The organism is Micrococcus terreus (assembly GCF_900116905.1).
Taxonomy (GTDB): domain Bacteria; phylum Actinomycetota; class Actinomycetes; order Actinomycetales; family Micrococcaceae; genus Citricoccus; species Citricoccus terreus.
Genome location: NZ_FPCG01000001.1, coordinates 390,526 through 411,829 on the forward strand (window position 1 = coordinate 390,526; position 21,304 = coordinate 411,829).

The 21,304-nt window shown below is 71.2% G+C and carries 19 protein-coding genes; 11 read left to right on the forward strand and 8 right to left on the reverse strand.

Annotated features, from left to right (window positions below; translation table 11 throughout):
• The first annotated feature begins 19 nt into the window (after nt 1-19).
• Nucleotides 20-748, forward strand: a complete 729-nt coding sequence (locus BM355_RS01815) for a 4a-hydroxytetrahydrobiopterin dehydratase (RefSeq protein ID WP_177227794.1) — start codon at nt 20-22, stop codon at nt 746-748.
• A gap of 37 nt (nt 749-785) precedes the next feature.
• On the opposite strand, the gene BM355_RS01820 is transcribed toward BM355_RS01815, so the two are convergent.
• From BM355_RS01820 to BM355_RS01830, 3 genes are all read right to left on the reverse strand, one after another.
• On the reverse strand, nt 786-1,013 hold the full coding sequence (locus BM355_RS01820; protein WP_091693401.1) for a DUF3107 domain-containing protein: 228 nt from the start codon (nt 1,011-1,013) through the stop codon (nt 786-788).
• Nucleotides 1,014-1,149: 136 nt separating this feature from the next.
• Complete coding sequence (locus BM355_RS01825; protein ID WP_245760522.1) at nt 1,150-1,779, reverse strand: TetR/AcrR family transcriptional regulator; 630 nt, start codon at nt 1,777-1,779, stop codon at nt 1,150-1,152.
• A gap of 131 nt (nt 1,780-1,910) precedes the next feature.
• Nucleotides 1,911-3,278, reverse strand: coding sequence for a glutamyl-tRNA reductase (locus tag BM355_RS01830; protein WP_091693409.1), 1,368 nt, complete (start codon nt 3,276-3,278; stop codon nt 1,911-1,913).
• Nucleotides 3,279-3,442: 164 nt separating this feature from the next.
• Here BM355_RS01830 and hemE point away from each other — a divergent pair, with 164 nt between their 5' ends.
• The 9 genes from hemE (at nt 3,443) to BM355_RS01880 (ending at nt 13,033) form a co-directional block, all read left to right on the forward strand.
• Complete coding sequence (hemE, locus tag BM355_RS01835; protein ID WP_091693411.1) at nt 3,443-4,621, forward strand: uroporphyrinogen decarboxylase; 1,179 nt, start codon at nt 3,443-3,445, stop codon at nt 4,619-4,621.
• The gene (locus BM355_RS01840; protein ID WP_245760523.1) at nt 4,618-6,216 is read left to right on the forward strand and encodes a protoporphyrinogen/coproporphyrinogen oxidase; all 1,599 of its coding nucleotides are present in this window, start codon (nt 4,618-4,620) and stop codon (nt 6,214-6,216) included. The genes hemE and BM355_RS01840 overlap by 4 nt, the downstream gene beginning before the upstream one ends.
• A complete protein-coding gene (locus BM355_RS01845) occupies nt 6,213-6,806 on the forward strand; it encodes a VanZ family protein (RefSeq protein WP_091693415.1) in 594 nt (197 codons plus the stop codon). Before BM355_RS01840 ends, BM355_RS01845 begins: the two co-directional genes overlap by 4 nt.
• Before the next feature lie 237 nt (nt 6,807-7,043).
• A complete protein-coding gene (gene hemQ, locus BM355_RS01850; protein ID WP_091693419.1) occupies nt 7,044-7,793 on the forward strand; it encodes a hydrogen peroxide-dependent heme synthase in 750 nt (249 codons plus the stop codon).
• Nucleotides 7,794-7,888: 95 nt separating this feature from the next.
• On the forward strand, nt 7,889-9,109 hold the full coding sequence (locus BM355_RS01855; protein ID WP_245760545.1) for a ferrochelatase: 1,221 nt from the start codon (nt 7,889-7,891) through the stop codon (nt 9,107-9,109).
• Nucleotides 9,110-9,114: 5 nt separating this feature from the next.
• Nucleotides 9,115-10,194 (forward strand): hydroxymethylbilane synthase, encoded by a 1,080-nt coding sequence (gene hemC, locus BM355_RS01860; protein WP_091693427.1) that lies wholly within the window; start codon nt 9,115-9,117, stop codon nt 10,192-10,194.
• A gap of 9 nt (nt 10,195-10,203) precedes the next feature.
• Nucleotides 10,204-11,004 carry a uroporphyrinogen-III synthase gene (locus BM355_RS01865; protein ID WP_245760524.1) on the forward strand — a complete coding sequence of 267 codons (801 nt, stop codon included), beginning with the start codon at nt 10,204-10,206 and terminating at the stop codon, nt 11,002-11,004.
• The gene (locus BM355_RS01875) at nt 11,001-12,335 is read left to right on the forward strand and encodes an ASCH domain-containing protein (protein ID WP_218154293.1); all 1,335 of its coding nucleotides are present in this window, start codon (nt 11,001-11,003) and stop codon (nt 12,333-12,335) included. Before BM355_RS01865 ends, BM355_RS01875 begins: the two co-directional genes overlap by 4 nt.
• A 158-nt stretch (nt 12,336-12,493) precedes the next feature.
• Entirely contained in the window at nt 12,494-13,033 is a 540-nt protein-coding gene (locus tag BM355_RS01880; protein WP_091693936.1) for a GNAT family N-acetyltransferase, read from the forward strand.
• Nucleotides 13,034-13,043: 10 nt separating this feature from the next.
• On the opposite strand, the gene BM355_RS01885 is transcribed toward BM355_RS01880, so the two are convergent.
• The 5 genes from BM355_RS01885 to BM355_RS01905 form a co-directional block, all read right to left on the reverse strand.
• Entirely contained in the window at nt 13,044-14,612 is a 1,569-nt protein-coding gene (locus BM355_RS01885) for an MFS transporter (RefSeq protein WP_091693430.1), read from the reverse strand.
• On the reverse strand, nt 14,612-16,060 hold the full coding sequence (locus BM355_RS01890; protein ID WP_091693432.1) for a M20/M25/M40 family metallo-hydrolase: 1,449 nt from the start codon (nt 16,058-16,060) through the stop codon (nt 14,612-14,614). Before BM355_RS01890 ends, BM355_RS01885 begins: the two co-directional genes overlap by 1 nt.
• A 158-nt stretch (nt 16,061-16,218) precedes the next feature.
• On the reverse strand, nt 16,219-17,064 hold the full coding sequence (locus tag BM355_RS01895) for an NYN domain-containing protein (protein WP_091693435.1): 846 nt from the start codon (nt 17,062-17,064) through the stop codon (nt 16,219-16,221).
• 21 nt (nt 17,065-17,085) lie between these two features.
• Nucleotides 17,086-17,919, reverse strand: a complete 834-nt coding sequence (locus tag BM355_RS14505) for a GNAT family N-acetyltransferase (RefSeq protein WP_143109380.1) — start codon at nt 17,917-17,919, stop codon at nt 17,086-17,088.
• Between the two features lie 169 nt (nt 17,920-18,088).
• Entirely contained in the window at nt 18,089-18,280 is a 192-nt protein-coding gene (locus BM355_RS01905; RefSeq protein ID WP_245760525.1) for an addiction module antidote protein, read from the reverse strand.
• 249 nt (nt 18,281-18,529) lie between these two features.
• Between BM355_RS01905 and BM355_RS01910 the strand changes: the two genes are divergently transcribed.
• The gene (locus tag BM355_RS01910) at nt 18,530-21,250 is read left to right on the forward strand and encodes a hypothetical protein (protein WP_177227795.1); all 2,721 of its coding nucleotides are present in this window, start codon (nt 18,530-18,532) and stop codon (nt 21,248-21,250) included.
• The last annotated feature ends 54 nt before the right edge of the window (nt 21,251-21,304 follow it).

The following is a 21,304-nucleotide window of genomic DNA, read 5'->3' on the forward strand; positions in this document are numbered from 1 at the left end:
TGCGGGGGAGGGTGAATCCATGAACGACACCCCGGCGCATCAGAACCCCGAGTCCACCGTCCCTGGCTGGAGGCGACCGATCCCGGCCGAGGAGGTCCAGGAGCGGCTCGGTCAGCAGGCTGAGCTGGCCGACTGGCGGCACCGGCTGTTCGGGATCTACACCGCCTACCAGTGCCCCTCGAGCGCGGTGGCCGTGGAGCTGCTGGGGCGGATCGCCGAGGTGGCCGAGGAGCTGGACCACCACCCGGACGTGGACTGGCGGTACGAGCACGTGTTCATCACCAGCTGCAGCCACGACGCCCAGGGTGCTGTCACCACGCGGGACCTGCGGCTGGCCGGACGGATCAGCCAGATCGCACAGGAGCTGGGTGTCACCGCGGTGCCGGAGCAGAACACGGTGTACGACATCGCGGTGAACACCCGGGACGACTCAGCCCTGGAGCCGTTCTGGACGGCAGCGATGGGCTATGAGAAGGACGAGCGCACCGGAGACCTGCGCGATCCGCACCGCCGAGGTCCCGGATTCTGGTTCCAGACCACTGACACCCCTCAGGAACGTGCCCTGCACGTGGACGTGACCGGGCCGTCGTCGGGAATCCAGGACATGCGGGGCGCTCTGGCGCCGCTGGCCGCAGGAAACGGGGAGGACGGGACCTTCGCCCCGCGGTGGTGGATCTACACGGACGCGGACGGCAACCGGGTGTGCCTGTGCACCGGGGAGATCACACGCACAGACCCCGACGCCTGAGGCATCGGGGTCTGCGCAGAGTGTGGGTGCGGGCTGGTCAGTGGCCGGCGGCGAAGCCCACCGGGCGGGAGGTCTCCTTGCCCAGCTCCACGTAGCCGATGATCTCGGCCGGGATCAGCACGGTCTCGCCCTTGGCACCGGTCAGGCGCAACAGGGACTTGTTCTGCAGGGCCTCGGTGACCTGTGCGGTGACCTCGTCGGCGCTGGCGTCGGTCTCCAGGGCCACTTCGCGGGCCACGTTCTGCACTCCGATGCGGATGTCCATGCTGATGCTCCTTGCGTGGGCGGTGCCGGACCTCAGGCTGAGCCCGGGTCGCGGTGGTGTCTGGTGCCAGACTAGGCGATGCGCGGGGGCCGGTGGAGGTGTGCGTCCGGGCTTCGGCTGGTGGCGTAACGGGGGCTCAGCCGGCGGGCTGCTCCTTGGGGAAGCGGCTGATGCCACGCCAGGTCAGCCGGAACGCCAGTTCGGTGGCCTCGTCCAGGTCCGGGCGGGCTGGACCCTCGGGCTGAGTGGCCCAGTAGCGGGCGGCGGACTGCACCAGCCCGGCCAGGCCGTGGCCCAGCAGCAGGGCGTGCTCGCGGGGCAGACGCGTGTCCACGGCGATGATGTTCGCGATCTCGGAGGCGAACTCGTAGGTGAGCGATTCCAGGTGGGTGGCTACGGCGGGATCGTTGTTCAGCCCGGAGTCGAAGAGCAGCCGGTAGGCCCGGTCCGTGCGGTCCATGAACTGGAAGTAGGCGCGGATGGTGGCCCGGACGCGCTCGCGGTTGTCATCGGTGGAGCCCAGCGCCTCGGTCAGGGCGGTGGAGAGGACCTGGACCTGGGTCTCGAGCAGGTCCATGAACAGCTCGTGCTTGCCGGGGAAGTGCTGGTAGAGCACCGGCTTGGAGACCTGGGCGGCCACGGCGATGTCATCCATGGACGCGCCGTGGTAGCCGTGCTCCACGAAGACCTGCATTGCGGCATCGAGCAGCTGGCGGCGACGCTCCTCACGGGGCATCCGGGGCTGACGCGATGGCGCAGGGCTCATGGCGGTCCTTTCAGGACGGGCGGCACGGTCCGCGGTGCGGAAGCGGCCGAAGGGGCGCGGCAAGTCGTCCATCAGGACGGTGCCAGAAGTCTACCGTTCAGTACACGGGGTGGACATGCGCCAGGGGCGGGTCAGGCGGACTGGGCGTCCTTCTGATTCTGGTGCGCGGGGCAGACGGCGTCCTGCGCGGACGGGGCCGGCTCGGCCGCGGCCGGTGCGGCGGACTGACCGACCTCCAGGCCGAACAGGGTGTTCAGGGCGTCCTCGTACTCGGAGAGCCGGCCTTCGGCGGCCAGCTCGCGGGCGCGCACGGTAGGGGTGTGGAGCATCTGGCGCACCATCCGGCGCAGGGCGAACTCGACCTCTTCGGCGGCGGCGGTGCAGCCGTGGCGGGCCCGGACCTTCTCCATCTCGGACTCGAGCACCTCGTGGGTGTGGCGGCGCAGGGCCACGATCGCCTCGTCCGCACTGCGGGCCTTGCGCTCGGTGAGGTAGTCGGTGACGGCGGTGTCCACCAGGCGGGCGGCGGCGGTGACGGCGGCCTGCTGCTCCTCCGGGGCGGCCATCTTGACCGACTCCAGGGTGATCAGGTCCACGCCGGGCAGATCGGCGATGGCCGGATCGAAGTCGTGGGTCAGGGCCAGGTCCAGCACGGTCAGCCGGGAGGTCACGCCCTCACGCAGCTCGGCCAGGCGCTCGGCGGTCAGGGTGCGTCCGCCGCCGGAGCAGCCGATCAGCACGTCTGCCTCAGCGATCGCCCCGTGGATCTTCTCCCCGCCCAAGGCCATGGCCCAGCCGCCGCGGTCCTCCACGAACGCCTCGGCGCGGCCGGAAGCCGAGTGCACGGCCACGTTCTGCGCGCCGCGGTCGGCCAATTGGGACAGGGTGGTGCCGGCGTAGGCTCCGGTGCCGACCAGCAGCACATTGGCGTGCTGCCAGAACATCTGGGCACCCACCACGGAGGTGCCGGCACGCATCTCGGTGGCCAGGTCCAGGGCCACGGAGACGATCGAACGGCCCGCTGAGCCCAGAGCGGTGTAGGTGCCCACGTCCTTGGCCGTGCGTGTGGCGGACTCGAAGAGCTTGACCAGGGGGCTGGATGCGGTGCCGGTCTGACGTGCGGTGTTCAGCGCGCGGCGGACCTGTCCGGCGATCTCGCGTTCGCCCACCACGGCGGAGTCCAGGCCCGCACCGACCTCGAACAGGTGGCGGATGGCGGAGTCGCCGTGCATGGTGCGGAAGGAAGACTCGACGGTCTCAGGTGTCAGGCCGGCTCCCCGGGCCACGGCGTCGATCAGCTCGCGGCGGGCGGTCTCCACGGAGGCCTCGTTGGCTGCCTCGGCGTAGATCTCCACACGGTTGCAGGTGGCGAGCACAACGGCCCCCCGTGCCGCAGACGACTGCAGGACGGCGGGGACCTCTCCGGTGCCGTTGCTCAGCTGCGCCACCGTTTCGAGGTCAAGGTCGGTGTGCGCGGCAACGAGTGAGAACACAGCCACAATGACCTCCATCCTACCGCCGTTCGGATCTGACGTGGGGAGGGTGTCGCCGGCGTCACCTTCCCGGTCCGCGGCACCTCCCGCACCGTTGGATTCCCGACGACGGCCGGTCGCCTCCCAGCGCACAGGCCTCCGGTTGCCCACAGTGATGGGACAATGGGGGCATGTCCGCTGATTCCCTTGACGCCCCGCGCCCTGACTCCTCCAGCACCGCCTCGCAGACCACTGCTCTGCCGGCCGACCACCCGCTGGTCACCACTGACGTCTCCCGCTCCACGGCGGACTCTCCGCTGATCACCGCCTACCGCGGCGGCACCCCCTCGCGGAAGCCGGTGTGGTTCATGCGGCAGGCTGGCCGCTCGCTGCCGGAGTACAAGAAGGTGCGCGAGGGCATCGGGATGCTCGAGTCCTGCCTCAAGCCCGAGCTGGCCTCGGAGATCACCCTGCAGCCGGTCCGCCGACATGATGTGGACGCCGGCATCTTCTTCTCGGACATTGTCATCCCGCTCAAGGTCGCGGGCGTGGACGTGGACATCGTCCCGGGGGTGGGCCCCGTGCTGGGCTCCCCGGTCCGCACTGCCGCAGATGTGGCCGCCCTGCCCACGCTGACCGACGAGGCCCTGGAGCCCATCCGCGAGGCCGTCCGCCTGACCGTGGCCGAGCTGGGCACCACCCCGCTGATCGGCTTCGCAGGAGCACCGTTCACCCTGGCGGCCTACATGGTGGAGGGAAAGCCCTCGCGCGACCACCTGGGCCCGCGCACCATGATGCACGCCGACCCGGACACCTGGGACGCCCTGGCCAGCTGGGCCGCCGAGGCCTCCGGGACGTTCCTGCGCGCCCAGATCGAGGCCGGAGCCTCTGCTGGGCAGCTCTTCGACTCCTGGGCCGGTTCGCTCTCCCTGACCGACTACCAGCAGCACGTGCAGAAGCACTCCGCCCGCGCCTACTCCTTCGTCAAGGATCTGGCCGGCCCCGTGGAGGACCCCACCGTCCCGCTGGTGCACTTCGGCACCGGCACCTCGGAGATCCTCCCGGCCATGCGCGACGCCGGCGCCTCCGTGGTGGGCGTGGACTACCGCCTGCCCCTGGATGAGGCGCACCGCCGCCTCTCCACCACCACCGGACCGGACGGCCGCGGCGCGGTCCCCGTCCAGGGCAACATCGACCCCGCTCTGCTCAACGCCCCGTGGGAGGTGCTCGAGGCCCACGTCCGCCAGGTGGTGGAGGCCGGCCGCGCCGCACCGGGCCACGTGGTCAACCTCGGCCACGGCGTCCCCCCGGAGACCGACGCCACGGTGCTGACCCGTGTGGTGGAGCTGATCCACTCCATCCAGCCGTGACCCACGCACCGCAGGACCCCGGAGCCAACGTGACCACCCAGCTCGCGGATCCGGTGAGCGGAACGGGCCGGGCCGTTGTCGTGGGCGGAGGCATCGCCGGCCTGGTGGCCACGCGCGAACTGCTGCGGGCAGGCTGGTCGGTGACCCTGATGGAGGCGAGCGGCCACCTGGGCGGCTGCGTGTCCACCCAGCACCTGACCGTGCCCGCCCGCCGCGATGCCCCCGAGCAGCACCTGGAGCTGGACGCCGGGGCGGAGTCGTTCGCGGTGCGGGTCCCTGCGGTTCCGGACCTGGTGGCTGAGCTCGGGCTGGCTGAGCAGGTGCAGGCACCGAATCCGGCCGGGTCCTGGCTCTACCTGCCCCAGGGTGCCGTCCCCGCCCCGCGGGTGGGCATCCTGGGCATCCCCGGTGACCTGGACGCCCCGGAGGTCGAGCAGGCGATCGGCGCTGAGGCTCTGAAGCGGGCCCGCCAGGACCTGAGCGACCCTGTGGACCGGTGGCGCACGGCCGTGCAGGAGGGCACCCCGGTCACGGTGGGTGAGCTGGTGCGCGACCGCCTGGGTGAGGGTGTGCTGAACACCCTGGTGGCCCCGGTGGTGGCCGGCGTGCACTCGGCCGACCCGGAGACCCTGGACATCCGCACCGTGGCCCCGCGGCTGCTGGAGACCCTGGTGGAGCACGGCTCCCTCTCCAGCGCGGTGGCCGCTCAGCGTGCGGCAGCCCCTCCCGGCGCGGCGGTGGCCTCCCTGGCCGGTGGCCTGCACACCCTGACGGATGCCCTGGCACAGCAGATCCACGACGACGGCGCTCACCTGATGCTGGACACCCGCGTGGCGCGTGTGGGCCAGATGGAGGACGGCTGGCAGGTGGAGACCCGTGGTGGCGACGACAGTTCTGTCCTGCGGGCCGACCGACTGGTGGTGGCCACCGACGGCCCCGCGGCGTGGGACCTGCTGGCCCCGGTGTCCGGGGGAGTGCTGGCCGCAGAGGACCGTCCGGCTGAGGGATCCGGTGTGGCCTTGGTGACCCTGGTGGTGGACCACCCGGGGCTGGACGAGGCACCCCGGGGGACCGGGCTGCTGGTGGCACCGTCCGTGGACGCGCAGACCGTGGCGGCCAAGGCCATGACGCATTCCACCTCCAAGTGGGAGTGGGCGCGCAAGGCGCTGACCTCGGACGGCACCCACCCGCACCGGCATGTGGTGCGCCTGTCCTACGGGCGGGTGACCGACGCCCCGGACTCCACCGCGCTGGGGTACCGGTCCCCGGATGAGGAGCTGATCGCCGCCGCTATGGCGGACGCCGCCGTGCTGACCGGTCTGACCGGGCCGGAGGGTTTGAGTCCTGGTGGGCGCAGCATCGGTGAGCCGGGGCACCCGGTGGCGGTGGCCGACGTCGTGCGCTGGCGCTCAGCCCTGCCCGTGGCCACGCCGGGACACCGAGAGAAGGTGACCGCGTTCCGTCAGTGGGTGGATGCCACTCCCGGGCTGGACGCCGTGGGCGCCTGGCTGTCCGGCACCGGACTCGCCGCCGTGGTGGGGGACACCCGCAGGCGCATGGCAGACGGTGTGTCTGAAGACTCCGGTCCGCGATGAGATCAGCCTTCTCCACCTTCCAAGGGGTCATCCCCGCGACCCTGCTGGCGGGCGTGGTCCTGGCGATCCTCATCTGGGCGATCCGGCAGCGCATCCCCGCAGGCCGCCGCTGGACGCCCACTCGGACGGTGCTGCTGTGGGTGGTCCTGAGCTGGCTGTCCGGCGTCCTGGCTCTGACCGTGCTCCTGCCGGCCGGAGGATCCGGCGCTCCCATGCTGGGCCCGGACAGCATGCGGGTGGATCTGGTGCCCTTCCGTGACCTGGTCGAGAACGGGGGAGGCCTGGGCGGGGTCGCGTTACTGGAACGGAGTGCGAACCTGGTGATGTTCACCGTCGGGGGACTGCTGGCCGCACTGGCACTGAACTGGGGCGTGGTGCGCACCGGGATCGTGTTGCTGGTGGGTGGGGTGGCCATCGAGACCATTCAGTACCTCGCAACCACCCGGTCCGTCACCGCCGATGACGTGCTGTGGGCCCTGTTCGGCGGGCTCCTCGGCGCCGCCATCGCCTGGCCGATCCGGCGATCGAGCTGGTACCGGACCCGCGTGCTGACCTCTGACCATCACGCAGCGGTCGCCCAGCCCGCGTGATCTGGCTGATCGATACCGATTGTCGCCGTGCTGTCGCTTCAGGGACGCCGAAGTGCGCTCAGAGCGACATCTTCGCGACAATCGACCGGTTCGGACGAGTCCCAGCCAGGCACCGGCATCCGTCCGCCCGGCCGGGTAGGCTGGGGACGCCCGTTCTACGCGTTGTAGAAGTGCGCGACGCCGTCGGCTCGAGTCCCGGCGCCAGCACCAGACCGTGACCTCACAGGAGCTGTGACGATGACAGAGCACCAGACCGCACCGGAGACCTCGAGCGCGCCGGCAGAGACCGCCGCTCCGAAGGACGGTGGGCATGTCGACTGGTTCACCACCTACACCGTGTTCGCCCGCGATGACCGTGGCGGCCGCGGGACCCACACCGCCGCCGAGCATGAGCGCGCTGTGAAGGAGTACGAGTCCCTGGTGGCCGAGCTGGAGCAGGGCGGGGTGACCGTGCGCGGCACCTATGACGTCTCCGGCATGCGCGCTGACGCGGATGTCATGGTCTGGATGTACGGCCACGTGGCCGAGGACCTGCAGGCCGCCATCCGTCGTCTGCGCCGCACCGAGTTGCTCTCTGGGACCAAGATCGTGCTCTCGGCCATGGGTTCGGACCGGATGGCCGAGTTCACCAAGGACCACATCCCGGCCTTCGCCATGGGACGCAAGCCGCTGAAGTGGCTGTGCTTCTACCCGTTCGTGCGCTCCTACGACTGGTACACCCTGGAGCCCAAGGAGCGCGGCCGGATGCTGCGCGACCACGGGCTGCTGGGCCGGGAGTTCCCCATGGTGTGGGCCAACACCACCAGCGCCTTCGCCCTGAACGACTGGGAGTGGCTGCTGGGCCTGGAGGCCCCTGAGCTGAACAACCTGGTGGACATGATGCGCCACCTGCGCAACAACGAGACCCGTCACTATGTCCGTGAGGAGGTGCCCTTTTACACCGGGCGCCTGATCACCGCTGAAGAGATCGCCGAGGTGCTGTCCTGATGACCGAGACCGTGAACACTCCGAACGCCGCAGATTCCGTGGAGTTCCCCCCGATCGCCGACCAGGCCGGACCGGACTATGACCGGTTCGGCGTGATGGAGCCCAAGGCCTACGACGCCATCCTGCTCGCCTCCTTCGGTGGTCCCGAGGGTCAGGACGACGTCATCCCGTTCCTGCGCAACGTGACCAAGGGCCGCGGCATCCCGGATGAGCGTCTGGAGGAGGTGGCCACCCACTACCGCGCCAACGGCGGGGTGAGCCCCATCAACGCCCAGAACCGTGCGCTCAAGGCCGCCCTGGAGGCCGAGCTGTCCTCCCGCGGGATCGAGCTGCCGGTGTACTGGGGCAATCGCAACTGGGACCCCTACATCCCGCAGACCCTCCAGCAGATGCACGACGACGGCCACCGCCGAGTCTTGACGGTCGCCACCTCTGCCTACTCCTGCTATTCCTCCTGCCGTCAGTACCGCGAGGACATGGGCATGGCCCTGCGCTCCACCGGTCTGGAGGGCACGATGGACCTGGACAAGGCCCGCCAGTACTTCAATCACCCCGGATTCGTGGAGCCCTTCGCCGAGGGGCTGGCCGCCGGCCTGAAGGAGATCCGCGAGGAGCTGGCCGCTGCCGGCAAGGGGGAGGAGAACGGCGGGAAGCTGCACATCCTCTTCGCCACGCACTCCATCCCCACCGCGGACGCCGAGGCCGCCGGACCTCGCCCGCTGGCCGCTGAGCTGTGCGAGCGCACCGGTGCCCAGCCCGGTGAGGCCAACGGCGCGGACGTGTACTCCGCCCAGCACCTGGACGTGGCCGAGCAGATCCTGGCCCGCGTGCCGGAGGCCGAGGGCGTCGAGTGGTCCCTGGTCTACCAGTCCCGCTCCGGGGCACCCCACGTGCCGTGGCTGGAGCCGGACATCAACGATGCCATGGAGGACCTCGCGCAGGGTGAGGCAGGCGCGGACGGTGCGCTGGCCGGCGTCGTGGTGGTTCCCCTGGGCTTCGTCTCGGACCACATGGAGGTGGTCTGGGACCTGGACACCGAGGCCAAGGAGACCGCCGAGGAGCTGGGGCTGGCCTTCCGCCGCACCCCCACTCCCGGCACGCACCCGAGCTTCGTCTCCGGTCTGGTGGACATCGTGGAGGAGCGGCTGGGCACCCGTGAGGGCCGAGCGGCCGTGGGCTGCTTCGGCGCCTGGTATGACGTGTGCCGCCCGAACTGCTGCTCCAAGGTCATGCGTGACGGCACCGTGCGCCCCACCACCTCCGCCGTGGATGCGGACGTGAAGGGGACCGCCGCCGCCAGCACCGTGGAGGGCTGACCTGTATGACCGGATTCCGCGTGGGCACCCGGGGCTCGGCCCTGGCCACCACCCAGACCACCACGGCGGCGCAGGCGCTGAGTGAGATGTCCGGGCTGGAGCACGAGCTGGTGATCATCCGCACCGAGGGTGATGTGCGCACCGGGTCCCTGGCCCAGTTGGGCGGCACCGGCGTGTTCGCCTCCGCCCTGCGCGCAGCTGTCCTGGACGGGCGGGTGGACCTGGCGGTGCACTCGCTCAAGGACCTGCCCTCCGCCCAGCCCGAGGGCCTGGTGATCGCCTCCGTGCCCGAGCGCGCCGACGTGCGGGACGCACTCTGCGCCCGGGACGGCCTGACGCTGGCCGAGCTGCCGGAGGGGGCCAAGATCGGCACCGGCTCCCCGCGCCGGGTGGCCCAGCTGCTGGCCGTGCGCCCGGACCTGCAGATGGTGGACATCCGCGGGAACGTGCAGACCCGGCTGGCCCGGGTGCCGGGACTCGAGCACCATGACGACAACGCCCCGGCCGCCGCGGGCTCCCCGCGCGGGGACCTGGACGCCGTGGTGCTGGCCTGCGCCGGGCTGGACCGCCTGGGCATGGGGTGGGCCATCACCGAACGGCTGGCCCCCACCGTCATGCTCCCGGCGCCCGGTCAGGGTGCGCTGGCGCTGGAGACCCGTCCGGTGACGGCCGAGGTCCCGGGCGCCGGCGGTTCTGCGGCGGATCAGCCCGCGGCCGACCGGCTGGCCCGGGCGCTGGCCGAGTACGACGACCCCGCCACCCGTCTGCAGGTCACCGCCGAACGCGGGCTGATGGAGCGTCTGGAGGCCGGCTGCGCCGCGCCCCTGGGTGCCCTGGCCCGGGTGGAGCGGCCCGAGGACGCCGACGAGCAGAGCCCGGCACGGCTGGTGCTGCACGCCGTGGTGGCCTCCTTGGACGGGACCCGGATGCTGCGCAAGCACGCCTCCGTGGAGCTGGCCGAGGTGCGGATCCGTCACGAGGACGGCACCCCGGACGTGGGCGTGCTCTCCGCCGCACGCCAGCTGGGTGTGGACGTGGCCGAGCAGCTGCTGGCCGACGGCGCGGACCTGCTCGACCGAGCCTGAGCGGCCACCATGGACCCGGATCCGCAGGGCGGCGCCATGCCGGTGGTCCTGACCCGTCAGCCGGTGCAGGCCGGACGGCTGGAGCAGGACCTGCGCGAGGCCGGGCACCCGGTGCGGTTCCTGCCGCTGACCGACTTCGAGATCCCGTCTGACCGCAGCGGCCTGCAGGCGTGCTTGGAGCGGCTGGGTGCGGGGGAGTACGCCTGGCTGCTGCTCACCAGCCCCAACTCCGCACGCGCCCTGGCCCGTGCCGGGTGGAACGGCTCGCTGCCGCACGGCACCCGGGTGGCGGTCACCGGCCCGGGGACGGCCCGCGTGCTGGAGCAGATGGGGTGCCGGGTCGCCCCGTGGATGCCCGACGGCGACCAGTCGGCTGCCGGGATCGTGGCCGAGTTCCCGGCGGGGCCGGGTGGGAGGATCCTGCTGCCGCAGTCCCAGCTGGCCAGCGACGAGGTGCCCTCTGGGCTGGACGCTGCAGGGTGGAGCGTGGAGCGGGTGGAGGCGTACCGGACGGTTCCCTATCCGGCCGATCCGGAGCTGCGTCTGCTCGCCGGGACGGGCGAGACGTCTGCCGGGGACCGGGATGTGGTGGGCCCGGAGGATCTGGAGGGCGCCGTCGTCGTGCTCACCAGCCCGAGCGCTGTGCGCGAGGTGGCCCGGCAGGCCCGGGGGAGCCTGGAGGGGGTGCACTGGGTGGCGATCGGGCAGCCGACGCGCCGGGCAGCCGAGCAGGCCGGCCTGCCGCTGCTGGGGACCGCACGGACACCGGACGCCCGGGGGATCCTGGACGTGCTCCGGGGCGTGCGGTGACGGAGCTGCCTCGGGAGGAGTTCGCGAATCCGGGGCCGCTGCGTGATGCCCTGGTGGCGGCGATCCTGGACGGGACGAAGACGAGCACCACCTCCCTGCACGCCGACTATGCCGCTGAAGGCGAGGTGTTGCCGCAGGCGGGCGGCCGGGGCGCGGTGGTGGACTCGGCTGACCAGGTGGTGGCGGTGATCGAGACGACCGCTGTGGACGTGGTGCGCCTGGCCGAGGTGCCGTGGGAGCATGCGCGTGCCGAGGGTGAGGGGCACCGCACGGTGGCCGAGTGGCGCTGTGACCATGAGCGGTTCTGGGCCGAGTGTGGGGTGGCCGTGGATGACGACACCCTGGTGGTGCTGCAGGCCTTCCGGGTGGTGGAGATCCTCCAGGGGGATACAGCTGACCTGACCCGGCGGCGGTACCGGCGGCGGGCTCAGGAGTACACGGATCAGCTGGGGGCCATGGACGCCGTCGCCGAACCGGACCGCGTGCTGGTGGAGCGGTGGGCGCAGACCGTGCAGGGCCGGATCCTGGACGCCGGGTGCGGGCCCGGACACTGGACCGGGCACCTGGCAGGGCTCGGCCATGACGTGGTGGGCATGGATCCGGTGGAAGAGTTCGTGGCGCATGCACGCCTGGCACATCCCCGCGTCCCGTTCCGCGTGGGCTCGTTCGAGGACCTGCCGGACGGGGAGACCTACGGCGGAGTCCTCTCCTGGTATTCGCTGATCCACCTGCCCCCGAGCGAGGTGAGGGAGACTCTGGCCCGGTTCCGAGACACGGTGCCCTACGGCGGGTCCGTGCTGCTGGGGTTCTTCACGGCCGACGAGCTGGAACCGTTCGATCACCTGGTGGCCCCGGCGTGGGTGTGGCCGGTGGAGCAGATGATCGAGCTGCTGGAGGAGCACGAGTTCGAGGTGCTCCACCAGGAGCGGCGGCAGGACCCCGGCGTTCGGCGCGAGCATGCTGTGGTGGTCGCCGTGCACCGTCGCACGCGAGGGTTCCATGCGAGCGGCCCCCAGCGCCTCCGGATGTTCAACGAGTATGGCGTGGACTGGCCGTTCTGGGACGACGACGGGCCGATGGACGTCGATGACCTGCCCCTGCCGGAGGAGCTGACCTCGCGCGTGCTGAGGTGGGCGGCAGGCTTCAACGACGAGTTCGACTGGGACCGGGGGTGGCCCAGTGCCGCGCAGCGGGATGCGCACGTGGCTGAGGGGCATCAGCTGTTCCGTGAGGTCCAGGCCGCTCTGCCGGCACACCTCACCGTCGAACTGGACCTCTGGGAGACGATCGTGGCGCCACCGGGATCGGTCAGCCCGCCGCGTGGACGATGAACAGGTCACGCTCAGCGCAGCCATTGCCGCGAGCGATCCCCTCGTGGTTCCCCGGTTCGCGATAACCACCACCGAAGCTGCGATGCGCATGGCTCACTGTCCCACGTGCGGGGCCGCAGGGGACGTGCCAGGGCCGGGCGGATGTAGCGTCTGTGAGCATGATGGTCACTCTGGAGCCCCTGGATGTCATGCGCGACCGCAGGCAGCTCGTGCAGTTTTTGACCGCGAACGCTTTCCCGTTCCACGTTCATGCGGGTGTGACCGAGGAGGAGGTGGAACGGGCGATCTTCGCAGGGCGCTTCACCGGAGACGGTGTGGAGACGCACTGGGTGGTCGATGTGCCAGGCGAGCGCACGGGGCTGGTGATCTTCCAGGACCTGGCCGACGAGACGGCGATGCTCGATCTGCGGATCGCCGAGGGCCGCCGCGGCCAGGGGCTGGGCCGTGCTGCGCTGAGGTCCGCCGCCGACTGGCTGTTCACCCACCACGCCCACGTGACCCGTTTCGAGGGGAACACCCGGGCGGACAACGCGGCCATGCGCCGCACCTTCACCGTCTGCGGGTGGGTCCAGGAGGCGCACTACCGCCAGGCGTGGCCGGTGGCCGGCGGTCCTGCCGCCGACTCGGTGGCCTATTCGATCCTGCGCTCGGACTGGCGGAACGGCACCGTCACGCCCGTGCCGTGGGACGGGCGCTGACGCCGGCGGCTCACACCCGCACCGGCGCTTCCGGGGTCACGCGGTCTGAGAACGCACGCCGGGGCACGAACAGCAGCAGCACCGCGGCCACCAGAGCCGTGGACGCGCACACGATCCACACGGTCAGGTACCCGGTGAAGGATCCGGCGGTCCCACCGTCCACCCCGTCCACCACGCCGCCCACTCCGGCCGCTCCGGTGGCCAGTGCCAGCCCGAACACGCACGAGGCCACCGCCCCGCCCACGGTCTTCACCGAGTTCGTCAGCCCCGTGGCCACCCCCGTCTGCTCGGCCGGGGCTGCGGCCACCGCAGCGGAGGGCAGGGAGGCCACCAGCGCGCCGGACCCCAGCCCCACGATCACCATGTTGATCATCACCTGGTCCGTGGAGTGGCGGAACGGCAGGAACATGGCGAACCCCGCGGCCACGCACAGGCAGGCGATTACCAGCGCCCACCGCGGCGTGGTCAGCCGGGACACCAGCGGCAGCAGCAGCGCGCCAACCACCATGGCCACCAGGTACACCCCGATGATCAGCGAGGTCTGGAACCCCGTGGTCCCCAGTCCGTACCCGTACACGCTCGGATCCGTCCGCGCGAACGTGGACAGCGGGGCCTGCGCCCCCAGCACGGAGACGCCGAACAGGCCCGCCGTGGCGAACACCGGCCAGAGCGCGGGGTCGGCGAACATCCGCACATCGATCATGGGGTCCGGGTGGACCCGCTCGTGCCGGATGAACACCCCCAGCCACCACAGTCCCAGCGCCACCATCACGACGGCGGCCCAGAACCCCAGGTGCCCGGCGTCCAGTCCGGTGCCGCGCACCACGAACAGTGCACCGAGCAGCATCACCAGGGACAGGGTGACCAGCACCAGGCCGCGGGTGTCGAAGGCGTCCCGGCTGAAGTTCTCCAGGCGCGCGCCCGGGGTCTCCTCCACGCCCAGCAGGATCACCACCCAGCAGATCCCCACGATCACCGCCGGAACCGCCAGCACCACCTGCAGAGGCAGTGCGTCCACCAGGGCCCCGGCGGACAGGGCGCCGGCGATCGCACCGAGCTCCAGTGCCCCCACCAGCACGGCTGCCGCGCGGCGGGTCACCGTGGCCGGGCCCACCTGGGCCAGTGCCGAGGCCCCGGCCAGCCCCTCGCGCTGCTGGTGCACCGTGCGGATGTAGATCAGCGCGATCTCCAGGGGCAGCCACACCACATAGAACCCCTGCAGCGCCCAGGCGATCAGGAACAGCCAGAACACCGGGGCCACCACCAGGGCCACCGAGGCCAGGAAGGTGACCGCCGTGGACCACAGCAGCACCCGGCGGTGCCCCACCAGATCGCCCAGCTTGGACAGCACCGGCACCACCAGGGCCGAGAGCATCAACTGGCTTCCTTCCAGCCAGTTCACATCTGCGTCATGGATGCCCAGGTGCCGGGCGATGTCCGTCAGCAGCGGGGTGTAGTACCCCTGCAGCACCCCGGAGGTGAACTCCACGAACGCCAGGAACCCCACCACGGCGGCCAGCCCGCCGAACAGCAGTGCGCGGCGCGAGTGAGGCCGCTCGGCCCCGCTCCGCAGGTCCATCACGCCTGGCCCTGACCGGACGCGCCGAACTCTCCACCACGGCCGGTGATCAGGGCACGGTGGAACAGCTCCCCGCGCTCCAACGAGTCCACGCTGACCCACTCGTTCTCCCCGTGGATCCCGGTCCGCTGCTCGGCGCTCATCTGCAGCGGCGCGAACCGGTACACGTTGCGGCACCAAGTGTGGAAGTGCCGGGAGTCGGTGGCGGCCATCAGCAGGTAGGGCACGGCGGTGGCCTCCGGCCAGGAGATCCCGACGGCGTCACGCACCGAGGCGAACGCCTCGCCCTCCGCGGGGGATTCAGGGGAGGGGCCATGTCCGTCCGAGGTCTCGATCCGGATGTCCGGGTCCTTGATCCGCCGGCGCAGCCCGTCGATCACCGACTCCACGGTGTCCCCGGGGGCGATCCGGCAGTTCAGGGTGGCGGTGGCCTCATCGGGCAGGACGTTGTCCGCCGAGCCGGCCTGCAGCCGGGTGACCGCCACGGTGGTGCGGACCAGGGCCGCCGCCTCCCCGCCCATCGCCGCCAAGGCGCGGGCGGTCACGGGACCTGCCTGAGCCGCCGTCGGGAGGATCTTGGAGGCCGCGCCTGAGGTGAGCGGGGCGAAGGCACCCAGCATGGCCGCCGTCGTGCTGTTCAACCGGGCGGTGAAGGGAGACCGTTCGATCCTGCGTAGGGCACGCAGCAGGCGCGAGACCGGGGTCTGGGCGGGCGGGGAGGAGGCGTGACCGCCGCCGCCGGTGGCCGTGAGGCGGACCGTGAGCACGCCCTTCTCAGCCAGGCCGATCATGGCGCAGGTGCCGTCCACGAAGCTCAGCGGGGAGTCGGTGACCGCACCGCCCTCGTCCAGCACCAGCCAGGGCTGGGCTCCGTTGAGCTCGGTGCGGATGAGCTCGGAGATGGCCACAGCGTCGGTGCCCTGGACCTCCTCGTCTCCGCCCAGGACGAGCCAGACGTCGTGCGCGGGGGTGAAACCGGCGGCCAGGAGGTTCTCCACCGCGTCCAGCAGGACCACGAGCGGGCCCTTGTCATCCAGCGCGCCGCGCCCGCACACGGCGGGGCCGGTCTCGGTGGTGAAGTGCTCGCCGGTGACGGGCGGGTGGTCCAGCAGCTGCCCGGCGAACGGGCCGGACTGCCAGCCGGTGCGCTGCCACTGGGTGGGTGCGGGGACCACGTCCCAGTGGGCCATCAGGACCAACGGCTCCGTGGGGGAGGTGCCGCGCCAGTGGAAGAGCAGTCCGGTGCCGTCCACGATCCGCCGGTCCAGCCGTTCGTGGATCAGCGGGTAGAGCCGGGCCAGCTCCTGCGGGAAGCGGATGAACGCGTCCGTGTGCTCGCGCCGTTCGGCCGAGACCGTGGGGATGCGCAACAGCGTGGCCAGCCGGTCGGCGATCCCGGGACGCGGGGTGATCTGCGTGCTGGAGCCTGGGTGCGAGTGGAGGTCCATGCCCCGAGCTTAGTGTGGCGTGGGCCACGGGGGAGCGGGTGGGCGGGCGGGCCGCTGGGGTGGGGACCTGTTCGCTCTACCCCCTTCCCGGGACAACCTGAGGTCGAATTCGGGCTCGGTGTGTCCTGGGAAGGGGGTGGACACGTCTGGAGTGGCGCTCAGGCGCGGCGGGGGCGGCCCTGCTTGAGGCTGACCTGGATGGTGCGGCCCTCGGCACGGGTCTGCAGATAGGGCTGCTCGGCCACCAGGGTGGAGAGCTTCTGGTGCCCGAAGTCGCGCGGATCGAAGTCCACATGGGCGCGGGAGAGATGCTGGCCGACCTGGCCCAGCGAGGTCCAGCCGTCATCACCTGAGGTGGCGTTGACGGCCTTGACCAGGGCCGACTGCAGGTTGATGCGGGGGGCCTCCTCGGCCGAGTCCTGGCCTCGACCGTTGCCGCCGCCGGAGCCTCCCCGGCGGCCCGAGCCGCGCGAATCCGGGGGAGTGGGATCCTCACCCTGGCTGCGCGCCTGAGGTGACCGGCCGTCGTCGGGAATCTCGGCCTCAGCCTCATCCGAGGCGCCCAGCAACTCCAGGTAGACGAACTGGTCCACGGCGTTGCGCAGGGAGGCCGGGGTCTTGCGCTCGCCGAGGCCGATCACGCGCTTGCCGGACTCGCGCAGTCGGGTGGCCAGGCGGGTGAAGTCCGAGTCCGAGGAGACCAGCGCGAAGGCGTCCACGTGGCCCATCCAGAGCAGGTCCATGGCGTCGATGATCAGTGCGGAGTCGGTGGAGTTCTTGCCGTAGGTGTAGGCGAACTGCTGGACCGGCTGGATGGCGAGATCGTTCAGGGCCTTCTTCCAGCCGCCCAGATTGGTGGTGGTCCAGTCCCCGTAGGCCCGCTTGATGGTGGGGATCCCGTGTGTGGCCAGCTCCTCCAGGACGGCGGCGGCGTGGGTGGGCGAGACGTTGTCGCAGTCGATCAGGACGGCGATGCGGGTGGCAGTGGTGCTGGGAGAGGACATGCCTCCAGCGTAGTGGGCCGCTCAGCCGCGGCGGAGGTCCCGCACCGTGCCCAGGGACCGGAACCCCGCGGCGCGGTAGGTGGCGAGGGCCGCTGGGTTTGAATCCTCCGCGGCCACCACGGCGCTGGAGGCTCCGGCCAGCTGGAGCGCTCGTGCCCCGGCCACCGTGATGGCGGTGCCGTATCCATGGCCGTGATGGTCGCGGTGGACGCCCATGGGTTCGATCAGTCCGGGCCTGCCCTGGTCGGCACTCCAGACGGTGGCGACGGCGACGGGTTGTCCCTGCTCGTCGTACCCCATCAGGCACTGCGCACGGTCGGCCAAGGGGCCGGTCAGCATGGTCCCCCACCGCGAGGTGAACCGGTCGCGGCGCTCGCCGGTGAACGGGGTGCCCTGGAATGCCGACCAGTGGACGCTCGTCCAGTCCTCAGCGGCTTCCAGGCCGACACGCTCGACACGCAGGGTTCTGGTGGGGAGCGGGAGCCGGGTGACTGACAGATCCAGGGCGAGGGGACTCCAGGGCTCATCATCCGTCCAACCACTGGCGATGAGCAGGCGCCGCAGGGCGGTGGCTCCCCGGGCTTCGACCAGCCACTCCCCGTCAGAGAACAGGTCCTGGGCGGAGTCCTCCAGTGTGCAGGCGAGGTGCGCGGCGGCGTCATCGTCGTCAGCTGCCGCCAGGTCCAGCGCCAGACGCAGGACACCGTCATCGATCAGGCCGACGGCCACCGTGCGCGCGCCCACGGACCAGACGCGCAGGTCCTCCGCGGTGGCCTCGGCGCCCACCAGTGTCCGCCAGCCCAGATCGCCAGGGTGTAGATGCCCGACCCACGGGTCGGTCTGCCAGGTGCTCATCAGATCGGCGATCCGGACGAGTTCCGCCCCGGAAGGAGTCCTCAGTTTTAGCCGCATGGCCACAGTCAACACCACGATGCGGACAGGACAGGGGGGGCGGCCTCGTCCATGCAACCGCGTGGAACGTCAACTTGAGTCCCAGTGCATCGGACACTTTGAGCACGGTCTTTCACGTCGGATTGCCCTGATCTGACAGCGCTTTGTACAGCCCGTCACGGCTCATTCCCACGCGACGGGCGAGCTCGCCCATGTTCCCGGAGCGTGCGATCACCCCCAGTGCACGGGGCACTGCGGTGGGATCCTCTGCCGATTCATCCAGAGCGATCTGGAGATACGAGGCGACATCCTCGATGACATCCATGAGCATCTCGAGGAGGACTACGGCCCTGGCTGGTACAGCGTCGAAGCGTTGCTCTCAGGTTGCTTCGAGGTCGTTGACTCCCACGTGGGGCGGACGGGGATCTACGGCTCCTCCGCTGGCACGGGACCAGACCGAGACCGGCTGTGGAACCAGCTGGACCACGGCACAGAACCGCACGAGCGGATCGGTGCTGCAGACTGCTGACGCGCGACGACGAAGGGCGTGCCCGGCGATGTCAGACTGGGAGTCATGACCGCCGCATCCTCCAGCCCCGCTTCACGACCCCGCGGCGTGGGGCTGCCCTGGTGGGGGATGCTCTGGGCGCTGCTCACGCTCGTCTTCGGCGGCACGGCCCTGCACCAGGCCACAGTCCAGCCCAGCCACCCGGTCACCTTCCGCATCCAGGAGGACCTCCAGTTCGCCGATCCGGCGCTGGGCGGCCTGAACATCACCCAGGAGACGGTCGACCTCACCGCGGAGCAGCATGGACTGCTCACCTATGAGCCGCTGACCGTGGAGGTCGTGGACCGGCAGCTCTCCTGGCAGGAACGTCAGGGCGGGGAGTCCCCGCAGGAGGGGCCCGACGACGGCCAGTCACCTCCCGCGGACATCCTCCTGAGCGTGGGGGAACCTGAGCTGCTCACCGAGCTGACCCTGCCCCCGCACACCCCGATCGCCGTCCGCCGGGAGTTCAGCGACGCGCAGGAGCAGTTCACCACGAGCACGGCGATCGTGGAGGTCCTCCAGCGCAACATCACCGCCGGCCACGGTCCCGGAGCCGTGGTGGCCGCCGCCGAGATGGCCGCCACCCGGCTGCACGGGCAGCCGATGCCCCTGCCGTGGGCAGCTGCCGCCGCCATCACCCTGGGGTTCACGTTCTTCTCCTTCCTGGGCTGGTACCGCCGCCGTTCAGCCTGGGAAGCCCTCCTGCGCACCCTGACCACCGCCCAGCATCGCCTGGCTCGCGTGGTGCTGGATCTCGAGGCGCTCGAGGCCACGTATCACGCCGTGGACCAGCAGAGCCTGCCGGACTCCGTGCAGCAGACCTGGGATCGGCTGCAGCAGACCACCCGGCGGATGCTGGAGCAGCAGCCCGCGCTGGAAGCCGCCGTCCACCGGGGTGATCCGGTGGGGGAGGACACCGCTGACCGGGACACCGTCTACCCCCTGGAGTGGTTCGCCGACGACGCCATGGAGCTCACCGCCCTGGCCAACTCCTTGATGGAGTCGGTCTCCGTGCACGGCGGGCTGGCCGGCTCCAACCGTCCTCTGGAACAGCTGCTCGCCCCCATCCACGCGGCGGTCCGCGAACTGGAGACCCGTCTGGACGAGGTCCTCGGTCAGACCCCGTGGACCGAGCCAGCGGGGCTGACCACGGCCGATCGGACGGCGCTGTCTGCACGGCTGGCCGAGATCCTGCAGGCCCGTGGCGAACTCCTGGCCCTGGCCGGAACCCGGTCCACTCAGGGGCAGGACCTGCCGCCGGCCCAGCTGCTGGCGCAGTGGCAGACGGCAGAGCAGCGGCTGCTGAAAGCCACCCGCAGTGCGGCCCACCGCCTGCGCCGCCGGGGCGGCCGGGTGATCATCCACCTGCGCGATGTCCGCCATCTGACCGAGCAGCAGCTGGCCCGCCGCCTGGCCGAGCACGCCACCCCGCAGGACTCCGGCCTCACCGCTCAGCAGGAACGCGCCCGGCTGCGCGAAGCGCTCGGGCTGCCCACGGACCAGGCCGAACGTCCTCTGGATGCCCTGGAGTCGGCCTGCCTGGTGGCCCGCGCCCGCTTGGGGGACCACCCGCAGCTGGACGCCACCGGGCCACGGCTGCAGGTCCCCGGGGTCAGACCTGAGGGCGAGCGCATCACCCCGCTGTATGCACCCACGAAGAACGAGCTGCGCGAGCGCGAGCGCAAGAGGACCAACCGGGGCATGGCGGTCTGGTCCGCCGGTGTCCTGGCCGTGTTCGCGCTCGCCGTGGGCACCGGGTGGTGGGCAGCCACCAGCGTGAACGAAAGCCGCCCGTTCTTCGAGCTCACCGGGGAGGAGCAGCTGGCCGGACTCACCATCGACGACCTCACGGGCAATGAACTGGATCTGAGCGAGGAGTCGCTGCGCACCCACCTGGAGGACCGCTTCACCGAACCGGTGCATCTGACCTTCGCCGTCCGCTATCTGGACAACTACCTCTACGCTCGGTCGAACCCGGACCGTGAGGACTACCTGCAGATGGACTACCCCGAGTCCGTGGCGGCCATGTGGGATCTGAAGGAGGAGTTCCCCGAGCTCACAGACCCGGTGACGGGGGAGATGCGTCCGGGGCAGGTGATCCTCCCGGTGATGGTCCTCCCTGGCGAGGGCTACGCCGTTCTTCCCCCTCTCACCGGGACGCTGAGCCTGGGGGACCAGGCGCGCTTGGGCGCCTACCACTTCCAGCTGTCCGAGCCGCTGGTGCGGCCCACCGAGGACTCCCGGCTGCTCACCTATGAGATCGAAGGGGTCTCCCGGGCCCTGCAGGCCAACGCCGTCTACCTGGACCAGACCGACCCGGACACCCTGTTCTGGGTGGTCTTCGGCGCCGTCTCCACCCTGGGCATGGCCGCCCACCGCATCCTGGAGTGGGTCGGGCGGATGGCCGCGGGGCTGGGCGGATTCGGCCGTCACGGTGCGCGCCTGCGCGAGGCCGCTCGCCGGGCGAACCTGCTGGCCCTGGACGCGGACGACTCCCGTCAGTTCGCCGTGGCGGTGGGGGACACCGAGGAGGCGGTGGGCCAGCGGCTGTTCGAACGCACTCTGGTGCTGGCTCTGCGCGAGGTCGAGTCTCTGCGCATGGTGCCCCGCGCCGAACGGCTCAGCAAGGAGTACGCCCACCGGGTGGAGATGCTGGAGCGGCGCGTCCACATGCTCGAGCACTGGGATCAGCAGACCGCCGACCGCACCGAGGAGCTGCTCGCCGCCGCGCGCGAGCGATGGTGAGCCGCTCCACCCGAGCCTGGACCTCCAGCCCCTCGCGCCGCCACCGGGCCCCGC

What these genes read in the sequence shown, in the direction of transcription:
- BM355_RS01815 (WP_177227794.1), top strand. Translation starts at nt 20, where the DNA reads ATGAACGACACCCCGGCGCATCAGAACCCCGAGTCCACCGTCCCTGGC.
- BM355_RS01820 (WP_091693401.1), bottom strand. Translation starts at nt 1,013, where the DNA reads ATGGACATCCGCATCGGAGTGCAGAACGTGGCCCGCGAAGTGGCCCTG.
- BM355_RS01825 (WP_245760522.1), bottom strand. Translation starts at nt 1,779, where the DNA reads ATGAGCCCTGCGCCATCGCGTCAGCCCCGGATGCCCCGTGAGGAGCGT.
- hemE (WP_091693411.1), top strand. Translation starts at nt 3,443, where the DNA reads ATGTCCGCTGATTCCCTTGACGCCCCGCGCCCTGACTCCTCCAGCACC.
- BM355_RS01845 (WP_091693415.1), top strand. Translation starts at nt 6,213, where the DNA reads ATGAGATCAGCCTTCTCCACCTTCCAAGGGGTCATCCCCGCGACCCTG.
- hemQ (WP_091693419.1), top strand. Translation starts at nt 7,044, where the DNA reads ATGACAGAGCACCAGACCGCACCGGAGACCTCGAGCGCGCCGGCAGAG.
- BM355_RS01855 (WP_245760545.1), top strand. Translation starts at nt 7,889, where the DNA reads ATGGAGCCCAAGGCCTACGACGCCATCCTGCTCGCCTCCTTCGGTGGT.
- hemC (WP_091693427.1), top strand. Translation starts at nt 9,115, where the DNA reads ATGACCGGATTCCGCGTGGGCACCCGGGGCTCGGCCCTGGCCACCACC.
- BM355_RS01865 (WP_245760524.1), top strand. Translation starts at nt 10,204, where the DNA reads ATGGACCCGGATCCGCAGGGCGGCGCCATGCCGGTGGTCCTGACCCGT.
- BM355_RS01880 (WP_091693936.1), top strand. Translation starts at nt 12,494, where the DNA reads ATGATGGTCACTCTGGAGCCCCTGGATGTCATGCGCGACCGCAGGCAG.
- BM355_RS01885 (WP_091693430.1), bottom strand. Translation starts at nt 14,612, where the DNA reads ATGGACCTGCGGAGCGGGGCCGAGCGGCCTCACTCGCGCCGCGCACTG.
- BM355_RS01890 (WP_091693432.1), bottom strand. Translation starts at nt 16,060, where the DNA reads ATGGACCTCCACTCGCACCCAGGCTCCAGCACGCAGATCACCCCGCGT.
- BM355_RS01895 (WP_091693435.1), bottom strand. Translation starts at nt 17,064, where the DNA reads ATGTCCTCTCCCAGCACCACTGCCACCCGCATCGCCGTCCTGATCGAC.
- BM355_RS14505 (WP_143109380.1), bottom strand. Translation starts at nt 17,919, where the DNA reads ATGAGCACCTGGCAGACCGACCCGTGGGTCGGGCATCTACACCCTGGC.
- BM355_RS01905 (WP_245760525.1), bottom strand. Translation starts at nt 18,280, where the DNA reads ATGGATGTCATCGAGGATGTCGCCTCGTATCTCCAGATCGCTCTGGAT.
- BM355_RS01910 (WP_177227795.1), top strand. Translation starts at nt 18,530, where the DNA reads ATGACCGCCGCATCCTCCAGCCCCGCTTCACGACCCCGCGGCGTGGGG.